We start from the raw sequence: 18735 nt of genomic DNA, 5'->3' as shown, positions 1-18735 counted from the left end.
CCTTTTTCGAGTTCTCAGAAGATGCGAAGGAATACCGTGCACCCCGTCGGGGCGTGCAGACGTCAGGCGGGCTGCGCGGTGGGGGCTGGGGCAGTGGCCTTGCGGGCCTTGCGGGTCTCGCGGAGGATCAGCAGGCCCGTGACCGCGATCAGGGCCGAGGTCAGGCCGTGGATGCCGAACGCGGCGGCGGCGGAGCCGTGGTGGGCCAGGACATTGATCATGTCGCCGAACGGGGCGACGGCCACCATCAGCAGGACCCAGCCCAGGGCGCGGCGGTGGCCCGTCACCAGCAGGACGCCCATGGCCAGACCCATCGCGATTTCGCGGCTGCCCTTCACCATGAGGAAGCCGCCGTCGCCAGAGGGCCAGTTCGGCAGGCCCGGGAAGGACGACTCGATGGGCAGGACGGAGGACATCCCGAGGTAGAGGGTGAACAGGACGCTGGCGGTGGCCAGGACGGTGTTGATGTTCTTCAGCGACATGGTTCTTCTCCCTTGACGTTCAGACGGATCGGGGCGGGGTTCAGCCGCGGACACGCCGGATGTGGCGGGCGTAGCGGGGGCGGCCGATGACGTGCCAGATGACGCGGACCGGGGCGGGGAGGCCGCGCAGGACGAGGGTGCGCTCGGCCGGGTTCGCGTCTTCCAGGACGGCACCGAAGAGCGTGAGCAGGGTGAGCTTGGGGGTGTTGTTCACCAGGTGGTCGCCCAGGGAGGCCCACTCCTGCTCGGTGATGTGCTTGGCCGCGAGCGGGAGGAGGGTGGCCTCCTCGTCGTCGAGGTGTTCCAGCAGGACCGCGCGGTGCTCGGTGAGGGCGGCCACGAGGGTGTCGCGTTCGTCGGCGCCCGCGGTGGCCTCCCAGGCGGGGACCGCGGCGTCCAGCCTGGTCAGGGTGGCCGCGATGCGTTCGTGCTGGGCCTCCATGCGCAGGACGATGTCGGCCTCCAGGTCCACCCGGGACAGCAGCGGCGGCCACAGCAGCTCGTCCTCGCCCTCGTGATGGTTGTGCAGGCCCGTGCGGTAGATGCGGAAGTGGTCGGCGATCACCTTGGCGCGAGCGGTGTCACCCGGGGCGACGGCCGCGACGAGCTCGACCAGAAGCCGTGACTCGCGGCGGAGCACGCGGTGGACGATCTCCATGTCCTGGGTGTCGACGCTCATCTGTTCCTTGCCCTTCATCGGTTGCGACGTGTTCAGGCTGCTCCCCGGTGTTTGGAGGGGACTTGGAGTTGATTTGGAACCGTCCACGTACGATGTGCGGATCATGGTCTTCATCCGGGTGCTGGGCGCGTTCGCGGCCGAGGTGAACGGTGAGTCCGTGCACCTCGGCGGGCCGCGGCAGCGGGGCGTGCTGGCGTTGCTGGTGGCGGCGCGCGGGCAGGTCGTGCCGGTCGACCGGATGATCGAGGATCTGTGGCGCGGGGAGCCGCCCGCGCGGGCGCTGATGTCCTTGCAGGCGTACGTGTCCAACCTGCGCCGGCTGCTGGAGCCCGGGCGTCCGCCGCGCACGCCGGCCCGGCTGCTGGTGAGCGCGTCGCCCGGCTATGCGCTGCGGCTGCCGCCGGAGTCGGTGGACGCGTGGCGGTTCGAGGGCCTGCTCGACCGGGCTCGTACGGTCACCGACCCGCGCGCCGCCCGGTCTCGGCTCGCCGAGGCGCTGGGGCTGTGGCAGGGACCGGCGTTCGCCGAGGTCGCCGACGAACCGTGGGCCACCGCCGAGACGGCGCGGCTCGACGAGCTGCGCCTGGTCGCCACCGAACTGCACGTCGCGGCGGGGCTGCGCATCGGTGACCCCGCCGCGGTGGTTCCCGAGGCCGAGCGGCTCACCCGCGACGAGCCCCTCCGTGAGGAGGGCTGGCGGCTGCACGCCCTGGCGCTGTGGAGCAGCGGCCGCCAGGCCGACGCGCTGGCGGCGCTCCGCCGCGCCCGCGGCATCCTCGCCGAGGAGCTCGGGCTCGACCCTGGCCCGGACCTGACGGCGCTGGAGGAGGCGATCCTCACCCAGCGCACGGACGCCATGCGCGAGACCCTGCCCCCGCCACCGTCGACCGCGCCGCTGCCGCGGCCGGCTCCGATCATCGAGGCGCCGTTCGTCGGACGCCGGGCACAGCTGTCGGCACTGGTCACGGCCGCCGCGGAGGCCGCCGGCGACGGCACCCGCATCGCCCTCGTCACCGGCGAGGCCGGGCTCGGCAAGTCGACGCTGCTGGAACACCTCGGCAGGCGGCTCGAACGTGACGGATGGCTGGTCGCCGCCGGGCACTGCCCCGAGGTCGACAGCGCGCCGCCCGCGTGGGCCTGGACCGAGGCGCTCAGAACCGTCGCCGCGACCACGTCCCCGGGCGAGTTCACCGACGACCTCGCGCCGCTGCTCACCGACACCGAGCCGGTGAACGCCGACGCCACCGCGGGACGGTTCCGGCTGCGCCAGGCCGTGTGGACATGGCTGGCGGCGGTCGCCACGGAACGCCCGGTCGCCGTCGTGCTGGACGACCTGCACTGGGCGGACGCCGCCACGCTGGAGTTGCTCGGCGGCGGCCTCGGCATTCGGGCCCCGATCCTGGTCGTGGCGGCGTACCGCGCGGACGAGAGCGGGCACCTCACCGAAACGCTGGCCTCCCTCGCGCGCGCCACGCCCCTCCGCCTGGCGCTGCCGGGGCTGAACGACGAGGCCGTCGCGAAGCTCGTACGGACCGAATGCGAGGCCGACGAGGAGACCATCGCGGCGATCACCGAGCGCACCGGCGGCAACCCTTTCTACGTGCGCGAAAGCGCCCGGCTGCTGAACGGGGAAGGCGCGCTGGTCGCCCTCTCCGAGGTCCCCGAGGGCGTACGGGACGTCCTGCGCCGCCGGCTCGCGCGGCTGCCCGAGGGAGGCGTGTCCATCCTCCGGCTCGCCGCTGTCGCAGGCCGGGAAAGCTCGGTGGACGTCCTGGTCAAGGCCGCCGACACCGACGAGGACGGCGTGCTGGACGCGCTGGACGCGGGCGTCATCGCCGGGCTCCTCGACGAGCCCGGCCCAGGTCGCATCCGCTTCGTCCACGCCCTCGTCAGGGACACGCTCATCGCCGACCTCAGCAGATTGCGTGCCACCCGGATGCACGCCCGGATCGCCGACGCCATGGAAGGCACCGACGACATCACGGCGCTGGCCCACCACTACGCGCGCGCCGGCTCACCGAAGGCCGTCGGCTACTGCGTCCAGGCCGCCGAGCTCGCCGAGGCCCGCTACGCCCACGACGTGGCGGCCGACCTCCTCACCGACGCCGTCACCAACTCGACCGGACCGGACGAACGCGTCGAACTGCTCGGTAGGCTGTTGCGCGCGCAGATCCGGGCGGGAGCCGTCGCAGCCGCCCGCGAGACCCGCCGTGAAGCCGTGGAGTACGCAGAGTACCTGGGCCGCGACGACCTGATGATCGCCGCGTTCACCGCGTGGACAGAGCCGACCCCCTGGCAGGCCCGTACGTACGGCACCGTGGACCGGCCCATCGTCGACCGCCTGAGCCGCCTGCTGAAGCGTGAACTGCCCCCGTCGGTGCGGTCCCGGCTGCTGACGGCGTACGCCAACGAACTGGTCGGCGAGGACGACCCGACCGTCCTGGAGGCGGCGCGGGAGGCACGCGACCTCGCCACCGGACCCCGGCTGCGGGCCGCGGCACTCCAGATCCTGGCCGAAGGCCACGGCGACGCCGAGCTCTGCCGGGAGCTCGTGGAGATCGGCACCGAGCACGACCTGCCGGTCTACCGCATCACCGGGCTGCTCACCCATGCCGGCGTCGCCGCCGCCGCCAACGACCCGGTGACCATGCACCAGGTGACCACCGAGTCCCTGGAACTCGCGCGCGCCTACCGAATGCGCGAGGCGATCGCCGTCGCCGAGATCACGCTGGCGGCCCTGGCGCTCATCGAAGGCCGTTTCGCCGACGCCGAACTCCTCTACCTCAAAGCCGATGAGGGCATGCGGCGCGCCGGGTCGGTGCACGCCACGGGCTTTCTGCAACTCGCCCTGGCAACGATCTGGCTGAACGACGGCACGCTCGGCGCGCACCTGGACGACGTGCGCGCCCTCCACGCCACGCTCGGCCCCATGGTCTCCGACCTGCTTGCTCTCGCCCTCCACGCGAACGGCCTGGACGCCGAAGCCCGGGAAGTCCGCGCGTCACCCGGCCCGATCCGTCCCGACTTCTTCTTCACCTTCCTCACAACGTTGCGCGCGATGGCCATCGTCGCCTTGAACGACCGCGACGCCGCCGAGGAGATCTACGCCACGCTGCTTCCGCACCGCGACGGCCCCCCGGCGGGCGCCACCAGCCTGGCGGTGGCGCTGCGCCCGGTCGCCCACATCCTCGGCGAGCTGGCCGTCCTCCTCGGCCGCGACCACGAGGCCGCCGCCCACTTCACCCAGGCCGCCGCCATCGCCGACCACTGGAACGCACCCCACTGGGCCGCCGATGCCCGGTCGCGAACGACCGCCTAGCCTCTGCCCACGGCGCCGCACATCCACCGCGTCCGGCGCCGCGGCCCGTCCGCGACGGTGCCCGCGGCGGCCGTCCCGCGGGGGACGAGCAGCGCCGCGACCGCCGCCGCGGCGGAGAGCCCGGCGAGCAGCAGGAACCCGGACGTGCAACCGGACTCGGGCGGGTACCCGCGCACGGTCGCGGGCGAGACGACGATGCTTCCGACGAGGGCCGTGCCGATCGCTCCGCCGATGGTGCGCACGTTGGCGTTCATCCCGGACGCGGCGCCCGTCTGGTCCGCCGGGACGCCGCCGACGATCAGCCCGGCCGGCGCGGGCAGGGCGAGGCCGAGACCGGCGCCGAAGACGGCCGCCGCGACCGCGACCTGCCACTCCTCGTCGCCAGTTGCGCCCCGCCCCAGCCCCATTCGGGCCCCTTGCCCACCGCGAGCAGCAGGCCGACGAGCCACCCCGACAGCAGCAGCGCGGCCGTCCCGCCGAACCGCGCGCCCGTCCGCACCGGGGACGCCGGGACGAGCAGGCGCGCGGCCACGGCGGCGGCCGCCGCGAGCACCATCGGGATCCAAGGACCGCCAGGACGGCCGCGAGGGCGCGGTCCTTCCCGACCGCGTCCCCGACGCGGCCCAGGATCGGGATGCAGATCGCGGCCGAGAGCAGGTCGGCGGTCATCACCCCCGTGACGGCGTTCCGCGAGGTGCCCAGCTCGTCCTGGAGCGTCGGCAGCACCGGAGCGACCAGGGACTGGAGCATCGCGAACGCGGCGCATCCGGCGGCGAGCACGAGAAAGGTCGTGCGAGTGCCCGTCATGGGGGGCGACGGTGCCTATCCGGCGTTCTCCGGGGTCTGGGACGGGACGCCGCTGCCCTCGTACGTCCCGAGGTCGTCGATCAGGCCGGCCAGCTCGGGGTGGTCCTTGAACCGGTCGGTGTGCACCTGCGCGATCTTGTCCCCGATCTCGGGGTCCGCGTCGTCGGTCAGGTCCAGCGAGACCATGTTCGAGACGAGCGGCAGGCCGGCCGAGTCGATCTCCCTGTGCAGCGGCGCGTACATGTAGGTCCGGTAGGCGTCGATGTCCTTGAGCGCGTAGACGGCGCCGTAGTCGAACTCGCCGCCGAAGTCGCGGCCGACCAGGAAGGACTCGACGACGTCGAGTTCGCGGCCGAGCCGCCGCATGAGGTCGAGTGCGTGCTCGACCCGCTCCTTCGGGGCGTCCGGCTTCACGGCCATCCGGACCTGGTGGTAGATCATGCGGACTCCTTCGCTTGATGCAACGATCCGTTGCCTTAAGAAGCTAGAGCCGCCCCACCCCTAATGCAACACCTTGGCGCATTAAGTTCCCCCTAAACGCGTCGACGCGTTGCACGCACATCGGGCCGGCCCGTACGTTGTGCACATGGAGGAGGTCGACCGGGCGCGGACGGACGCCGCGGTGGCCAGGCCGGGCGGGCGGACCGCCCGGACGGCCCAGGCGGTCATCGACGCGACCCTCGCCGAGCTGAGCGAGACCGGCTACACCGCCCTGCGCATCGACGCCGTCGCCGAACGCGCCGGCGTCAACAAGTCAACGATCTACCGCCGCTGGGGCGACAAGGCCGGCCTGGTCTCCGACGCCCTCATCGAGCGGCGCAGCGACCTGGCCCCTCCCCCCGACACCGGCTCCCTGCGGGGCGACGTCCTCGAACTCCTCAAGGGGATCCGGCTCGGGCTCCGGACCCCCTGGATCGCCGCGCTCGTCCGCGAGGCCGGGCCCCGCACCGACAGGAACGCCGAGCTGTACCGGCTCCTCGACGCGTTCTGGCCCGCCCGCTACAAGGCGTCCCGGGAGATGTTCGCGCGCAGCGTCGAGCGCGGCGAACTGCCCGCCGGCACCGACCTCGACCTCCTCATCGAGGTGATCTCGGGCCCGCTCTACTTCCGGTGGCTCATGCTCGGCGAGGAACTCGACGACGCCCACCTCGAACGCCTCGCCGAGTTCGTCCTGACCGGCGCCCGCGCCACCGCCCCCTGACCGCGCCGGGTGCCCTCAGGCGGGATCGAGCCGGACGGGCAGGTGGTTGTACCCGCGCAGGGCGAGCCCGGGGCGACGCGTGGGCGGCGCCGCGGGGCGCGGGGCGGGGTGGCGGGCCAGGAGCCGCGTGAGTGCGGTGACCAGTTCGAGGCGGGTGAGGTGGGCGCCCAGGCAGTAGTGGATGCCGGACGCGAACGACATGTGCGGGACCGCCGCCGTCCCGGTGGTGAGGTACCGGGTGGTGTCGAGGCTCTCGGGGTCGGTGTAGACGGCGGGGTCGTGGTTGGCGGCGCCCAGGACGGTGATGACCATCTGGCCGGGCTCCAAGCGGGCCCCGGCGAAGGCGAGCGGTTCCAGGACGATCCGGACGTCGAGCTGGAACGGCGGGTCGTAGCGCAGGAACTCCTCGACCGCGGCGGGGATCGTGTCCGGCCGGGCGGCCAGCCGCGCGAGCTGGCCGGGGTGGTGCATCAGGGCGTGCAAGCTGTTGCCGAGCAGGTTGGTGGTGGTCTCGAATCCGGCGCCGAACAGGATCAGGGCGGTGGAGATCGTCTCCTCGTCGGTGAGGGCGTCCCTCTCCCTGCTCCGCACCAGGCGCGACAGCAGATCGTCGCCCGAGCGGGCGCGCCGGTCGGCCAGCAGGCCGGTGAAGTAGTCGGTGGCCTCGGCCTGGGCGTTCAGCGCGGACGCCGCGGTCTCCGGGTCGATGCCCGGTGACAGCAGGGCTGTGGCGGTGTAGAGGAGCGGGGTGAGGTAGTCCCGGTCGCCGTCGGGGACGCCGAGCAGGTCGGCGATCACGTTCATCGGGAAGGCCATCGCGAACACCCGCATGAAGTCGCCGCCGCCCGCCTCGGTGAGCGGGTCGAGGAACTGCTCGGCGCGGGCGTTCACCGCGGCGGTGAGGTCGGCGACGTGGCGGGGGGTGAAGGCGTCCGACACCAGGCGGCGCAGCCGGGTGTGCTCGGGCGGGTTCGCCATCAGCATGCTGTCGCCGACCCGGTCCAGCATCCGCTTCAGCTGGTCGGGCGGCAGGTCGGTGAACTGCAGCTCGAACATCTGCGGGCCCTTGCCCAGCGCCCGGTGCCGCAGCGCCGCGTCGCACCCGGCGTGCCCGGTGAGCACCAGCGTCCCGTCGCCGGTGCGCAGCACCGGAGCCCGCTCGCGGATCAGCCGGTAGCCGGTGTACGGGTCGTCCGCCGAGGGATCGGCGATCACCTCCCAGAACGCTTCCTCCGCCGCCTCGTCGTGCACGGCCGTGGTACCGCCGGGAAGGTCGACCTCGGGCAGGGCGCTGGTGGTCATGCCGCGACTCCTCGCTGCGCGGGGGCTGTCCCATCCACGTTCATACACTTTGACAGAAATGTCTAGACGTACGACCGGTGGATGATGATCGTCGGCGGCAGGGCGCCGCGAGCCGGTGGCTGGACGGGATGGGATGGTGGCCGGGTGGCCAGGACGCGTGGATGGGGCGGGAACCCGCCGCACGACGAGGCCGAGGCGCGGGAACGGATCCTGCGGGCCGCGGCGGCGTGCATCGACCGGTTCGGCCCCAAGACCGGCCTGTCCGACGTCGCCGCCGAACTCGGCGTCACCCGCCAGACCGTCTACGCCTACTTCCCCGGCACCCACGCCCTGCTGATCGCCACCGCCACGCGCGCCGCCGGCCCCTTCCTCGACCGGCTCACCGCCCACGTCGCCGGCCTCACCGACCCCGCCGACATCCTCGCCGAGGCCTTCACGCACGCCCTGCACACCCTGCCCGACGACCCCCACCTGGGGATCCTGCTGGCCGGCGGCCACACCGCCACCATCACCGGCAACATCACCTCACCGGAGGCGCTCGACTTCGCCCGCGCCATCCTGCACCGCTTCCCCATCGACTGGGCCGCCCGCGGCTACACCCCGCACGACCTCGACGAACTCGCCGAACTCACCCTCCGGCTCATGGCGTCCTTCCTCACCGACCCCGGCCACCCGCCCCGCGCCCCCGACCAGCTCCGCGCCTACCTGCGCCGCTGGCTCGGCCCCGTCCTGCACGCCCCGCCCGACCGCACCGGGCGTCACACGTAGGCGATCAGCCGTCCGCAGACGATCACGGCGGGCCAGGTGGCGAGCGAGACGAGCGCCGCCGCGCGGGCGGACGGCGGCGGCCGGGCCGCGGTGTCCCAGTCCCGGACGGTGCGGAACACGCCGGTGTGGAACAGCAGGATGTTCAGGCCGGCCGCGCCGATGAGCAGGATCTTCACCTGGAACGCGGTGTTGTACGCGACCTGCGTGGCGTTGGCCGAGAACAGCAGCGCCCCGCTCAGCGCCGTCAGCGCGAAGCCCGCGCGGGACCAGGGGAGCGCGTGCCGGGCCAGGGCGCCGACCGGCAGCCGCCGCGAGACGCCCAGCAGCCGCAGGTCGAAGACCGCGATGGCGCCGACCATCACCGCCAGGCCGATGAGGTGCGCCGACCCGGTCAGCGCGTACGTCCACCGCCCGTCCCGCACCGTCGCAGCCGGTGCGGTGCCCTCCAGCCAGGCCAGGACACCGTCCAGGCTCACCGCCCGGACCGGCGGGTGCGGAGCCGGATCAGGCCCGCGACCAGGCCCGCCGCGACCAGCGCACCGCCGCCCAGCAGGAACACCGGCGGCTCGTCGCCGGCCGGAGCACCGGCCGCCGGGGCGCCGGACCGGGGCCGGGCCGCGTCCAGGCAGCGGTCCACGATGCGGGTGACGCTCCCCCGGTACCGGTGGGCCCCCTGGGCCGTGTAGATCATCTGGACGCGCAGCTCGCCCGCGTACTCGTCCCCCTCGGCGTCGCAGCGGCGGTAGACGATCGCCGCGACCTCGTCCCCCACGTCCGGACGTCCGGACTGACCGCCCAGGGTGCCGGTGATGTCGGGTGGGAGCAGCAGCTCGCGGACCCGTCCCGCGCCTTCCGGGACGGGCGGCCCGGCCCACGCGTCGTGCCCGCGCAGCCGATCGGCCCCCGGCAGCCGGGACGGGACGGTCAGTCCCGCCGGGACCTCGATCCGCAGCCGCGCGTGCGGGAACCCGTACCGCGCCTGGACCACCCGCCCCCGCAGGTAGAGCGGCCGGCTCGCGTCATAGTCGCCGCCGCCCCCGTGATGCGCCAGCGTGCCGACCGGCACGAGGAACCCGATGGTCGCCAGCATGCGTCCCCTCCTTATGCGCGAGTGTCCCCTTCCTACAGAGGCCCGCATAAAGAAGCCCGAAAGACCTCCGGCGGAGATGTGAGGCGCGGCAGCCGCCGGAAGGGGCCTGGGTCAAAGCCGGTGGACTTGTGCGCCGTCCTGCACCCAATGCCACTCGATCGGCGCCCACTGCTTTTTGAGCGCCGTACGCTCCTTGCGATAAGCGGCCAGCGCGGCCTCCACGGACGTGCCCAACCCGGCGAGATCCTCCGGCACGGGAACACGGAGGATCAGGTGTTGCCTGGCGTGCACCAGGAGCAGCTCGTTGGCGGGTGAGCAGGTCGTCAAGGTGAAGTTCTTCAGGGGCTGGAATGCCTTGTCATCCGTGCTCAGATTGACCGCCAACTCTCCATCGGCGTTCCACACGAAAAGGCCGTACCTGTTGAGGTGGAACGCGCGCCCGCCCCCGGCGGCCACGTTGAAACATTCACCGGTGAAGGGGCTGTCCTTCCACGGGTCCATCCCCTGCAGGCGTCCCGTCGACTCCGCTTCGTCGTTGACGAGCGCGAACGCGAACGCACCGCCCCGGGAACCGCGGCGGGCGCGCATCGGCACGACGAACAGGTCGTCGGACATCGCCACGGGGCGGTAGATCTCCGACAGCGCCCACTTGCTGCGGGCCGCCCCCGGCTCGAAGATCTCCCGCAGTGCCGGACGCGGTCGGTTCCGCAACCCCACCGCCCGCCCGCCGAACCGGACGTGCGGGCGCAGATCATCCTCGGTCTGCCGGTCCGGCTCCGGATCGAACGAGGCCACCGCCCGGATGGAGGGCTTGTGGTCCGCGGTCAGCGGGCCGTCCGCCACACCGACGATGTTGGCGAGGCTGCTGCCGTATCCCTGCACCCCGTACTCGGTGGTCATGCACAGCAGCCGTCCCGACGGGGTCGCACTGATCGAGCAGGCGAACGGATCGCCCGGCACGAACTCCTCGAAGGCCCGTCGACCTTCCGTCCGGTAGGTGGCCGCCACCGCGCTCAGATCGGGCGCGATGAGCGTGGTGCAGTCGGGGTGGGAGTTCACCGAGAGCACGCCGTCGGGCAGGACGCACAACGTCATCTCGTTACCGTCGGCCACCGCCGACGTCCAGTGACCGGTGTGGGAAGGGCAGCACAATGCGGTGGCCAGCGGAACGCCGTCCGGCGAGTACCGCGTGATGATCCGGTACCGGAAGTTCCCCACGGCCGGGTCGGGCTCGTCGTCCTCGACGCCCGGCGTGTACCGGTACAGGATGTACAGCGCATAGACGTCGCCGCGGGGAGCCGCCGCGACGTCGAGGGGCTCGACTCCCCAACCGCCCGAGGTCCGTACGGAGTAGGGCGCGGCCAGATCGATCCGGTGGATGTCCACAAGGCTGTCGGGAAGGACGAGCGGCAACGTGTATGGCATAGGGGACATAGTGTCGAAGCGGCTCCGGCCGTGAACGCGTTTCCGTCGGGCATGCGCGTCAGGAATTCCGGGAGGGGAGCTTCTGGAACCAGTGCCCGCGGGAGTTCTCCGCGGCGGTGTGGAACGGGTGCTTCTGGTCGGTCATCTGGCGGAAGAGGAATTCCGTGGCCGTGCACTCGAACCGGCCGCCCTCGTCGAGGCTGTCCACGGCGTAGACCGGCCACCGGTCGGGATCGGGGCCCTCGGTGATCCACAGGTAGTTCTGCTCGTGCTCGTTGTTCGCCCACGGGATCAGCCCGCCCGGCGCCGGGAACGGCGGATGCTCCTCCCCGTACGCCAGGTCGCCCCCGGCGTGGTAGTCGGTGTGCCAGATCAGTTCGTCGGGGCTGAAGACATCGAAGAACCCGTTGAACGTGCCGTCGCAGCCGAACGCCTCGACGAGCCGCTTGTAGTCGCCCGGCAGCGGCGTGCCCAGCCGCGACTCGACCGCAGCCCAGTCGGGTGCCGGGACGGGCGACGGCGGCCCGCCCGTGATCGCGACCAGCCGCTCCACCCACGACATGTCCGCGGGCAGTTCGACGGGCCCCGGAATCGTCCGCTCCGCGACGGCGATGACCGACCCGCCGTCCGCGTCCTGCCCGACCGCGACCGCCCGCATGCCGTGCGCCCACGCGTGGTCCCAGTCGTGCCCGTCCGGAAGCGCCATGGGCGTCTCGTCCCTCCAGTACACACCGGGGTACCGGCTGCGGAGGACGTCATCCGGGACGACCACGTGATCGGCGACCGGCAGGCAGATGTGCCCGTCCGCATGCCCGGGACGTTCGCACGTCAGGTCACCGGTCTCGGCCTCCATGAGGCGGAACACGGTCGACAGCAGTTCCTCGCGGTCCATGGGAAGCCACCCAAGCACCCGCCACCGACATCGCGCCACGGGCGGACGCGCGGACGTCCGTCCGGTGCCTCAGCCCTGGTCGAGGGCGGCGGTGATCTCGTCGGCGCCGGAGATCACGAGCTGGATGGTCCGGGCGCGGTCGCTCTGCTGGAGGCGGTACAGCGGCCCGGCGACGCCGAGCGCCGCGACGACCCGTCCCTGGTCGCGGATCGCCGCCGAGACCCCCCATATCCCGTCGTCGACCTCGCCGAAGCTCTCCGTCCACCCGATCCGGACGATCGTCTCCACGTCGGTCTGGAGCTGGTCGCGGACGGGCTCGGTCAGCTCCGGCACCGACGCCAGGTAGCGCCGCCGCTCCGCGAGCGGCATGGAGGCCAGCAGAACGCGCGCCGCCGACCCCTCGTGCAGGCTCATCGGCTCCCCCGGGCTGAACTGCAACCGCACGGCGTGCGGGGAGTCGACCCGGTCGACGCACACGGCGCTCCACCCGACCCGCTTGATCAGCAGCGCGGTCTCGCCGCACTCCGCCACGACCGACTCCAGCACCGGCCGGGCCGCCTCCTCCAGGCTCCGCCCGCCCGCGCGCGCCGCACGGGCCAGCCGCACGAACACCCACGACAGCCGGTACTCGCCCGACCCGACCTCCTCGATCATGCCCGTCTCCCGCAGCACCGAGAGGTACCGGTACATCGAGCTGGCGGGCATCCCGAGCGCGCCCGCCAGGTCGGCCGCGCCGCGCGTGGGGCGCTCCTCGTCGAACTCCAGCAGCAGCTGGAGGACCTTGCGGGCGCTCTCGGCACCGCTGCGCCTGCGCGCGGGCTCGGACATGTCGTCGTCTCCTCGTCGGGCCGGCCGTGCTCGACGGACCCGGACTCCGGATCCACCTGCCTCACATTGCGGAGCAACTCTCTCACAATGCGAAGATCGACCGGGAGACGACCGAACGTTAGGAATGATCAGGGTTCGTTGGCGCAGCTAGCATCTCCGGGCATGCTTGGAGTGCACTTCGCCGTCACCACCGCCGAGCAGGAGCGGTTCCTGCTCTCAGTGAAGGATGAGAGCGACATCGAGGTCGGGGACGTCCTCGAAGACCTTGAAGAGAACCGCGATGACGACGGCCTGGCGGTTTCCAGCGACAAGGCGTGGGACGCGATCCATCGCTGCCTCGGCGATGGATCTCTCGACCCCGACGGCGGCGAGTATCCCCTGTCGCACGCCGTCCTCGGCGGTCGGCACCTTCACGAGGAGTACTACGTGGTGCATATCACCGCTGCCGAAGTGCGGGAGGTGGCCGAGGCGCTGAATCGGGTGGACCGGGTGTGGCTGCGACAGCGATTCGACGCCATGGACGCCGCCGACTACAACGGGCCACACGATGAGGAGGACTTCGACTACACGTGGGAGAACTTCGTGGACATGCGGAAGTTCTACGAGCGGGCGGCCGAGAGCGGACGCGCGGTGATCTTCACCGCGACCTGATCCGGCTTCCGAGCACGAGGAACGTGCAGGAGCCGGATCTGGTGCGGTCTGCGTCGACCAACGCCCCAGGTGCGGACGTGCGCGCCACCCCCTTGTGCAGTGCCGCGCTTCGCCATCCGCCACACGTCGTGGGTTACTTCAACTGCGCGACCAACACCGCGAAGGCGTCCCGACGGACGACGAGTCTCGGGCCGTCCGGGTCCTTACTGTCCCGGACGGCGACATGGCCGGACACCGAAGCCATCTCGACGCACTCGCCTCCGGTGCCGCCGCTGTGGGTGCTCTTGCGCCAGACGACGTGGGTCATTTCGCCTCCGCAACCAGCGCCGCAAAGACGTCCCGACGGACGACGAGCATCGGCCCGTCCGGATCTCTGCTGTCTCGGACGGCCACGTTTCCGGAAAGATCCGCAACCTCAACGCAGTCACCCCCTTGTGCAGTGCTGCGCTTCGCCTTCCGCCACACGACGTGGGTCATTCCAACTCTGCAACCAGCGCCGCAAAGACGTCCCGACGGACGACGATCACCGGTCCGTCCGGATCCTTGCTGTCCCGGACGGCGACATGGCCGGACGCCGAGGTCATCTCGACGCACTCGCCCCCCGTGCCTGCACTGTGGCTGCTCTTACGCCAGGTGACGTCGATCATTTCAGCTCCTTGACCAGCACCGCAAAGACGTCCCGACGGACGACGAGCATCGGCCCGTCCGGATCTCTGCTGTCTCGGACGGCCACGCTTCCAGGGAGGTTGGCAACTTCCACGCAGTTGGACTGTCCACTGGTACTGCTGCGGCTCGACTTCCGCCATTCGATCATGAGAGGTTCTCCAGTTCGGCCTGCAGAATGGCCCGAGACGGAGCCACTGGGGCAGCACGGTCGCTTATCGATTCGTACCTTACTTCCACCTCTTGGACATCGAAGGGGTCTGTCAGGAAACACCCTCGGGTCGTCGCCTCAATGTACGCGAGGTCGCGATGGTCGACCGTAAGGAGCATGAACGGGCCCTCCAAGCCCTGATGCGCCCCCGCTTCGTTCTCGAGCACACGGATGCTGACATGCGAAAACTCGCTGAGTTCGACCAGGTGAGCGACCTGGGCCCGCATGATTTCGCGTGAGCCGACCAACTGTTGCAGCGCAGCCCACCCGAGGAACGCGGTGATACGCGGCGGATCCTTCCTGTCGAAGACCGCGCTCTTGCGCGACATGCGCCGATCCAGGTCGGCCTCCAGGTCGTTCGTGGCTCCGGCCAAGAGCGCGGCACGTGCGTAGTCCGAAGTCTGGAGCAGACCGGGCACCACAGCGAACTCCCACATCCGGATGCGGGTGGCGCGGCGCTCGAACTCCGCGAGGGAGAGGAGCCAGTCCCCCTCGTCGGCCCGGTCCGCGAATCCGATCAGGTTCGCGAACATGTTGTTCGTCTCCCACAGGCGGTCGACGATCTCCGCGTGTGCTGGCCTGATCTTGAGGGTCGCGGACTCGTATCTGGAAACCGTCGAGCGATCGCAGTCGAGCGCGGTGGCGAGCGCCTGCCCGGACATGCCGTGCGCTTCGCGGTAACGCCGCAGGTGAACCGCTATGAAGTGCCAAAAGGATCTCGAGGGGTCAAGAGCTTCCCGTGCGTACATGGCTACCCCCGGCTTGTTGCGAACCATTCCGGAACGTAGCGAGCCTAACGCGGAGCGTGCACGCTGGTCAGGCGAACAACGAAGGAAACGTCCGAGGGGGCACGGCATGTCATCAGCAGCACTGGCACCGGAGATTCCGACGCTGGTTCTCGAATCGAATGAGCGAGCGCCGTCGGTGGCGCGGAAGTTCGTGGCCGAGAAACTGCGCGAATGGGGCATTGCCGACGATTACAGCGCACGGCTCGTGGTGTGCGAGCTCGTGACCAACGGCTTCCGGCACGGCGAGGGGCCGATTGTCGTGCGGGTGTTCCGGGACGAGCGCGACGGGCTCGTGGTCATCGAGGTCTGGGACGGCGGCGCGGGACGTCCCGTGGTGCAGCCCGCGAACTACGCCGCGACGTCGGGACGCGGGCTGCTGCTGATGTCCGAGATCGTGCAGGCGTGGGGCGTCCGGGAGCTGAACGAGGGCGGCAAGATCACGTGGGCGAAGCTCCCGGCGGCGTGAACGAGCGACTCCTCCTGCTGTTCCTCCGGCACCTGCTCCCGAGATGGACGATCACGCGGGACGTCCACGGGGTCTGGCGGGCCACCGGACGGACGCACGTGACGGCCTCGTCCGTCGACGGGCTGGTCGACGCGATCCGCGCGGCCGATCCCGGCGGGGTGTCGCGGGCGGTCCGGCGGCTCGGCCCGTGACCGCACGCGCCTACAGCTCGAGGGGGCCGTGTTCGGCGATCACGCGCGCGAGGGCGCGGACCGCCTCGGCCTCGGCGTCGTTGCGCCAGATGAGCGCCCACCGGGCCGGCGGTGCATCCTCGATGGGGATGTACACGATGTCCGGCCTGGCGAAGTAGCGCGCGGTCTGGGCGTGCACGGGCGTCACCATCTGGCCCGAGGCGACCGCCGCGATCACTTCGAGGATCTCGCCCGCTTTCGGGCCCCTCCGGATCGGCCTGCCGCCGGGCGTGCGGGCGGGGATGAGCGTCTCGCCCCAGTACTTGGGTTTCGGAGGGTCGACGACGACCTGGCCGGCAAGGTCCTCGTAGGAGACCTGGGCTCTGTCCGCGAATGGATGGTCGCTGGAGGCCATCAGGACGATCGGCTCGGTGAAGACCATCGGCCCGACCGTCAGATCAGGTTCCTTGACGGGCAGCCAGAGAACCGCGACGTCGACGTCGCCGTTGCGCAGCGGACCGAACGGGTCGCCGAAGGTCAGGCTGCGGATCTGGAGCTCGGTGCCGGGGTTCCGGTCGGCGAACGCCTCCAGGAGGGGCTTGAGGTCGCGGGCGTTGCCGCCGCCGATCATGCCGACCCGCAGGAGTTCGGTCTTCGCCCGGGCGGCGAGCACGGCCCGGTTCATGGCCTCCTCCAGCCCCCGGTAGTGCGGCGCCAGGTCGTCCCTGAGCTGCTCGCCGACCGGCGTCAGCCGGACCGACCTGCTGGTGCGCTCGAACAGCGCGGCGCCGACGGCGCGCTCCTGCTTCTTGATCGCCTGGCTGACCCGGGCGACCGACAGGTGGAGCCGCTCGGCGGTGCGGCCGAAGTGCAGTTCCTCCGTCAGGGTCAGGAAGATCTCGATCTCACGCAGGTCCAACGCCCACTCCACCATGAATCGTCAGTAAACGGATCGTTGCGACATGCGCCGTTGTTCCGGGCCGGCCGTACGGGCACGCTTGGCGACATCGCTCGATTCCCGCCGCAATTATCCCAAGGAGGACGAACGCCATGAACGTCGTCGCCACCAGTGTGGCGGTGCCGGTCGCGGACCCGGACGCCTCCCGGCGGTTCCTCAGCGCCCACCTCGGCTTCCGCGAGGAACTGGTGACCGACGAACTCGTCTGGCTCACGCGTGACGACGGGGCCGCCGACATCATGCTGCGGCGGTGCCCGCCCGCCGAGCCGCCGCACCTCCCGACGGTCGTGACCTTCACCGTCACCGGCATCGTCGCCGAGCACGCCCGGCTGCGGCAGGAGGGTGCGGCCATGTCCGCACCGCTGCGGCGGTGGCCGTGGGGCGAGTGGTCGCTGCGGCTCGTCGACCCCAACGGCCTGGAGATCGAACTCGTGGAGTGGGTCGCGCCCGCGGGCGCCTGACCTCTCATGCCCGGGGCCCGTTTCCCCGCATGACCACGCCCGCAGCAAACTACACACAGTCATCAAGGAGTCACCCATCATGAGTGTCCCGCAGTACGGCCCGCGCCGCTGGCTGATCCTCGTCGTCCTCTGCCTCAGCACGCTGGTCCTGGTCGTCGACAACATGGCGCTGACCGTCGCGGTGCCGTCGCTCGCCGCCGACCTGGGCGCGAGTCCGCAGGACGTCCAGTGGGTCCTGGAGTCCTACATGCTGGTGTTCGCCGGGCTGCTGCTGACCGCCGGCTCGCTGTCGGACCGGTACGGACGGCGCCGCGTGATGGTCGTCGGGCTGGTGCTGTTCGGCGCGGCCTCCCTGGCGGCGACCCTGGTCACCGGCCCCGGGGCGCTGACCGCGGCGCGCGTGGCGATGGGCGTGGGCGGCGCGCTGGTGATGCCCGGCACCCTGTCGATCCTCATCACCGTGTTCACCGACGCGAGCGAGCGGCGCAGGGCCATGGCCGCCTGGGGCGCGGTCGCCATGCTCGGCATGGTCGGAGGCCCGGTCCTGGGCGGCGTCCTGATCGCCTCCCACGGCTGGGAGTCGATCTTCCTGATCAACGTGCCGATCGCGGCGCTGGCCGTCGTCGCCGCGCTGGCGCTGATGCCCGAGTCCAAGGGCCCCGCCACCCGGCCCGACCCGGTCGGCGCGGTGCTGTCGATCGTCGGCATGTCCGCGCTGGTGTGGACGGTCAACGGGCTCGCGCACGGCGTCTCCTGGCCCGCGCTGTCCCTCACCGTGGCCGCACTCACCGCGTTCGTGGTCTGGGAGCTGCGCACGCCCTCCCCGATGGTGCCGCTCTCCCTCTTCCGCGACCGCGACTTCGCCGGGGACAGCCTGTCGCTCACCCTGATCCAGGTCGGCAACGGCGGCCTGCTGCTGGTGCTGACCCGGTACCTCCAGTTCGGGCTCGGCCACACCCCTACCGAGGCCGGGCTGGCCTTCATCCCGATGGCGCTCGCCTCACTGATCTCCAACGGGGTCGGCGCCGCTCTAGGCGGCAGGATCGGCAACCGCGCCGTCGCGGCCCTCGGCATGGTCGTGATGGCAGCCGGGTTCGGCATCCTCGCGGCTTCCTCCGGGAGCCCGGCGACGCTGGCCGCGGCCCAGTTCGTCCTCGGCGCCGGGGGCGGGCTCGCCATGCCCAGCGCGGTCGCCGCCCTCATGGGAGCCATCCACACCGAGCGGGCGGGTGGCGGATCGGCGCTGCACGACGCCATCCCGCGGGCGGGTGCCGCGCTCGGCGTCGTCGCCCTGGGCAGTCTGGCCACCGGCGCCTACGCCGCGGCCATGCCCGCCGACGCGCCGGAGGCCGCCAAGCACTCCATCGCCGTCGCGGACCCGTCCCTGGCGGACGCCGCCCGCGACGCCTACGGGGCCGCCATGTCCACCGCCTTCACCGGCGCCGCCGCCGGAGTACTCGCCGCGGCCGTCCTGGCGCTGTTCCTGATGCGGGGCCGCAGGCCCGCCCCGCCCGTCCCGACCGCCCCCGCCGAACCCGGCACGCCGCTCGTCGGCGCCAGCCACTGACACCATC

The 18735-nt window shown here is 71.6% G+C and carries 25 protein-coding genes; 8 read left to right on the top strand and 17 right to left on the bottom strand.

What is annotated here, in order from left to right:
- Positions 1-62 precede the first annotated feature (62 nt).
- The gene (locus F7P10_RS28960; protein ID WP_151014037.1) at positions 63-482 is read right to left on the bottom strand and encodes a DUF4267 domain-containing protein; all 420 of its coding nucleotides are present in this window, start codon (positions 480-482) and stop codon (positions 63-65) included.
- Positions 483-522: 40 nt separating this feature from the next.
- Positions 523-1161, bottom strand: coding sequence for a hemerythrin domain-containing protein (locus F7P10_RS28955; RefSeq protein WP_151014035.1), 639 nt, complete (start codon positions 1159-1161; stop codon positions 523-525).
- A gap of 103 nt (positions 1162-1264) precedes the next feature.
- Between F7P10_RS28955 and F7P10_RS28950 the strand changes: the two genes are divergently transcribed.
- On the top strand, positions 1265-4480 hold the full coding sequence (locus F7P10_RS28950) for a BTAD domain-containing putative transcriptional regulator (protein WP_151014033.1): 3216 nt from the start codon (positions 1265-1267) through the stop codon (positions 4478-4480).
- Here the strand turns inward: F7P10_RS28950 and F7P10_RS28945 are convergent.
- The 3 genes from F7P10_RS28945 to F7P10_RS28935 all read right to left on the bottom strand — a co-directional run bounded on the left by F7P10_RS28945 (position 4477) and on the right by F7P10_RS28935 (position 5728).
- Positions 4477-4887, bottom strand: coding sequence for an MFS transporter (locus F7P10_RS28945; RefSeq protein ID WP_151014031.1), 411 nt, complete (start codon positions 4885-4887; stop codon positions 4477-4479). The two genes, F7P10_RS28950 and F7P10_RS28945, sit on opposite strands and share 4 nt — an antisense overlap.
- Complete coding sequence (locus tag F7P10_RS28940) at positions 4779-5036, bottom strand: hypothetical protein (protein ID WP_151014029.1); 258 nt, start codon at positions 5034-5036, stop codon at positions 4779-4781. The genes F7P10_RS28945 and F7P10_RS28940 overlap by 109 nt, the downstream gene beginning before the upstream one ends.
- A 266-nt stretch (positions 5037-5302) precedes the next feature.
- Positions 5303-5728: a Dabb family protein gene (locus F7P10_RS28935; protein ID WP_151014027.1), complete on the bottom strand. Its 426-nt coding sequence runs from the start codon at positions 5726-5728 to the stop codon at positions 5303-5305.
- Between the two features lie 145 nt (positions 5729-5873).
- Here F7P10_RS28935 and F7P10_RS28930 point away from each other — a divergent pair, with 145 nt between their 5' ends.
- Positions 5874-6488 (top strand): TetR/AcrR family transcriptional regulator, encoded by a 615-nt coding sequence (locus F7P10_RS28930; RefSeq protein ID WP_151014025.1) that lies wholly within the window; start codon positions 5874-5876, stop codon positions 6486-6488.
- Between the two features lie 15 nt (positions 6489-6503).
- Here the strand turns inward: F7P10_RS28930 and F7P10_RS28925 are convergent, their stop codons facing one another.
- Complete coding sequence (locus F7P10_RS28925; protein ID WP_151014024.1) at positions 6504-7790, bottom strand: cytochrome P450; 1287 nt, start codon at positions 7788-7790, stop codon at positions 6504-6506.
- Positions 7791-7934: 144 nt separating this feature from the next.
- Between F7P10_RS28925 and F7P10_RS28920 the strand changes: the two genes are divergently transcribed.
- Positions 7935-8558, top strand: coding sequence for a TetR/AcrR family transcriptional regulator (locus F7P10_RS28920; protein ID WP_218040175.1), 624 nt, complete (start codon positions 7935-7937; stop codon positions 8556-8558).
- On the opposite strand, the gene F7P10_RS28915 is transcribed toward F7P10_RS28920, so the two are convergent.
- From F7P10_RS28915 to F7P10_RS28895, 5 genes are all read right to left on the bottom strand, one after another.
- Positions 8549-9034, bottom strand: coding sequence for a DUF6644 family protein (locus F7P10_RS28915; RefSeq protein WP_151014022.1), 486 nt, complete (start codon positions 9032-9034; stop codon positions 8549-8551). The genes F7P10_RS28920 and F7P10_RS28915 overlap by 10 nt on opposite strands.
- Positions 9031-9648, bottom strand: coding sequence for a hypothetical protein (locus F7P10_RS28910; RefSeq protein WP_151014020.1), 618 nt, complete (start codon positions 9646-9648; stop codon positions 9031-9033). Before F7P10_RS28910 ends, F7P10_RS28915 begins: the two co-directional genes overlap by 4 nt.
- Before the next feature lie 111 nt (positions 9649-9759).
- A complete protein-coding gene (locus F7P10_RS28905; RefSeq protein WP_151014018.1) occupies positions 9760-11061 on the bottom strand; it encodes a hypothetical protein in 1302 nt (433 codons plus the stop codon).
- A 70-nt stretch (positions 11062-11131) separates the two neighbouring features.
- A complete protein-coding gene (locus F7P10_RS28900; RefSeq protein ID WP_151014016.1) occupies positions 11132-11965 on the bottom strand; it encodes an SMI1/KNR4 family protein in 834 nt (277 codons plus the stop codon).
- A 69-nt stretch (positions 11966-12034) separates the two neighbouring features.
- Positions 12035-12793: an IclR family transcriptional regulator gene (locus tag F7P10_RS28895; RefSeq protein WP_151014014.1), complete on the bottom strand. Its 759-nt coding sequence runs from the start codon at positions 12791-12793 to the stop codon at positions 12035-12037.
- 162 nt (positions 12794-12955) lie between these two features.
- Between F7P10_RS28895 and F7P10_RS28890 the strand changes: the two genes are divergently transcribed.
- Complete coding sequence (locus F7P10_RS28890; RefSeq protein ID WP_176611693.1) at positions 12956-13444, top strand: YfbM family protein; 489 nt, start codon at positions 12956-12958, stop codon at positions 13442-13444.
- 133 nt (positions 13445-13577) lie between these two features.
- Here the strand turns inward: F7P10_RS28890 and F7P10_RS28885 are convergent, their stop codons facing one another.
- The 5 genes from F7P10_RS28885 to F7P10_RS28865 are packed head-to-tail and all read right to left on the bottom strand — an operon-like array spanning position 13578 to position 15067.
- Positions 13578-13751, bottom strand: coding sequence for a DUF397 domain-containing protein (locus F7P10_RS28885; RefSeq protein WP_151014010.1), 174 nt, complete (start codon positions 13749-13751; stop codon positions 13578-13580).
- Positions 13748-13921: a DUF397 domain-containing protein gene (locus F7P10_RS28880; RefSeq protein WP_151014008.1), complete on the bottom strand. Its 174-nt coding sequence runs from the start codon at positions 13919-13921 to the stop codon at positions 13748-13750. The genes F7P10_RS28885 and F7P10_RS28880 overlap by 4 nt, the downstream gene beginning before the upstream one ends.
- Entirely contained in the window at positions 13918-14091 is a 174-nt protein-coding gene (locus F7P10_RS28875) for a DUF397 domain-containing protein (protein ID WP_151014006.1), read from the bottom strand. The genes F7P10_RS28880 and F7P10_RS28875 overlap by 4 nt, the downstream gene beginning before the upstream one ends.
- The gene (locus tag F7P10_RS28870; protein ID WP_151014004.1) at positions 14088-14258 is read right to left on the bottom strand and encodes a DUF397 domain-containing protein; all 171 of its coding nucleotides are present in this window, start codon (positions 14256-14258) and stop codon (positions 14088-14090) included. The genes F7P10_RS28875 and F7P10_RS28870 overlap by 4 nt, the downstream gene beginning before the upstream one ends.
- Positions 14255-15067: a helix-turn-helix transcriptional regulator gene (locus F7P10_RS28865; protein WP_218040174.1), complete on the bottom strand. Its 813-nt coding sequence runs from the start codon at positions 15065-15067 to the stop codon at positions 14255-14257. Before F7P10_RS28865 ends, F7P10_RS28870 begins: the two co-directional genes overlap by 4 nt.
- Positions 15068-15242: 175 nt before the next feature.
- On the opposite strand from F7P10_RS28865, the gene F7P10_RS42755 reads away from it, so the two are divergent.
- Positions 15243-15572 (top strand): ATP-binding protein, encoded by a 330-nt coding sequence (locus tag F7P10_RS42755; RefSeq protein WP_218040173.1) that lies wholly within the window; start codon positions 15243-15245, stop codon positions 15570-15572.
- Positions 15569-15763 (top strand): hypothetical protein, encoded by a 195-nt coding sequence (locus tag F7P10_RS28855; RefSeq protein ID WP_151014000.1) that lies wholly within the window; start codon positions 15569-15571, stop codon positions 15761-15763. Before F7P10_RS42755 ends, F7P10_RS28855 begins: the two co-directional genes overlap by 4 nt.
- Before the next feature lie 10 nt (positions 15764-15773).
- Here the strand turns inward: F7P10_RS28855 and F7P10_RS28850 are convergent, their stop codons facing one another.
- The gene (locus tag F7P10_RS28850; RefSeq protein ID WP_151013998.1) at positions 15774-16661 is read right to left on the bottom strand and encodes a LysR family transcriptional regulator; all 888 of its coding nucleotides are present in this window, start codon (positions 16659-16661) and stop codon (positions 15774-15776) included.
- A 131-nt stretch (positions 16662-16792) separates the two neighbouring features.
- On the opposite strand from F7P10_RS28850, the gene F7P10_RS28845 reads away from it, so the two are divergent.
- Together F7P10_RS28845 and F7P10_RS28840 are read left to right on the top strand one after the other, a co-directional pair.
- Positions 16793-17161: a VOC family protein gene (locus F7P10_RS28845; protein ID WP_151013997.1), complete on the top strand. Its 369-nt coding sequence runs from the start codon at positions 16793-16795 to the stop codon at positions 17159-17161.
- A 79-nt stretch (positions 17162-17240) separates the two neighbouring features.
- Positions 17241-18728 carry an MFS transporter gene (locus F7P10_RS28840; RefSeq protein ID WP_151013995.1) on the top strand — a complete coding sequence of 496 codons (1488 nt, stop codon included), beginning with the start codon at positions 17241-17243 and terminating at the stop codon, positions 18726-18728.
- Positions 18729-18735 lie beyond the last annotated feature (7 nt).

Source organism: Actinomadura sp. WMMB 499, from assembly GCF_008824145.1.
Taxonomy (GTDB): Bacteria; Actinomycetota; Actinomycetes; order Streptosporangiales; family Streptosporangiaceae; genus Spirillospora.
Note: the sequence above shows the minus strand (reverse complement) of the source record. Positions and strands in the feature narration are given on the sequence as shown.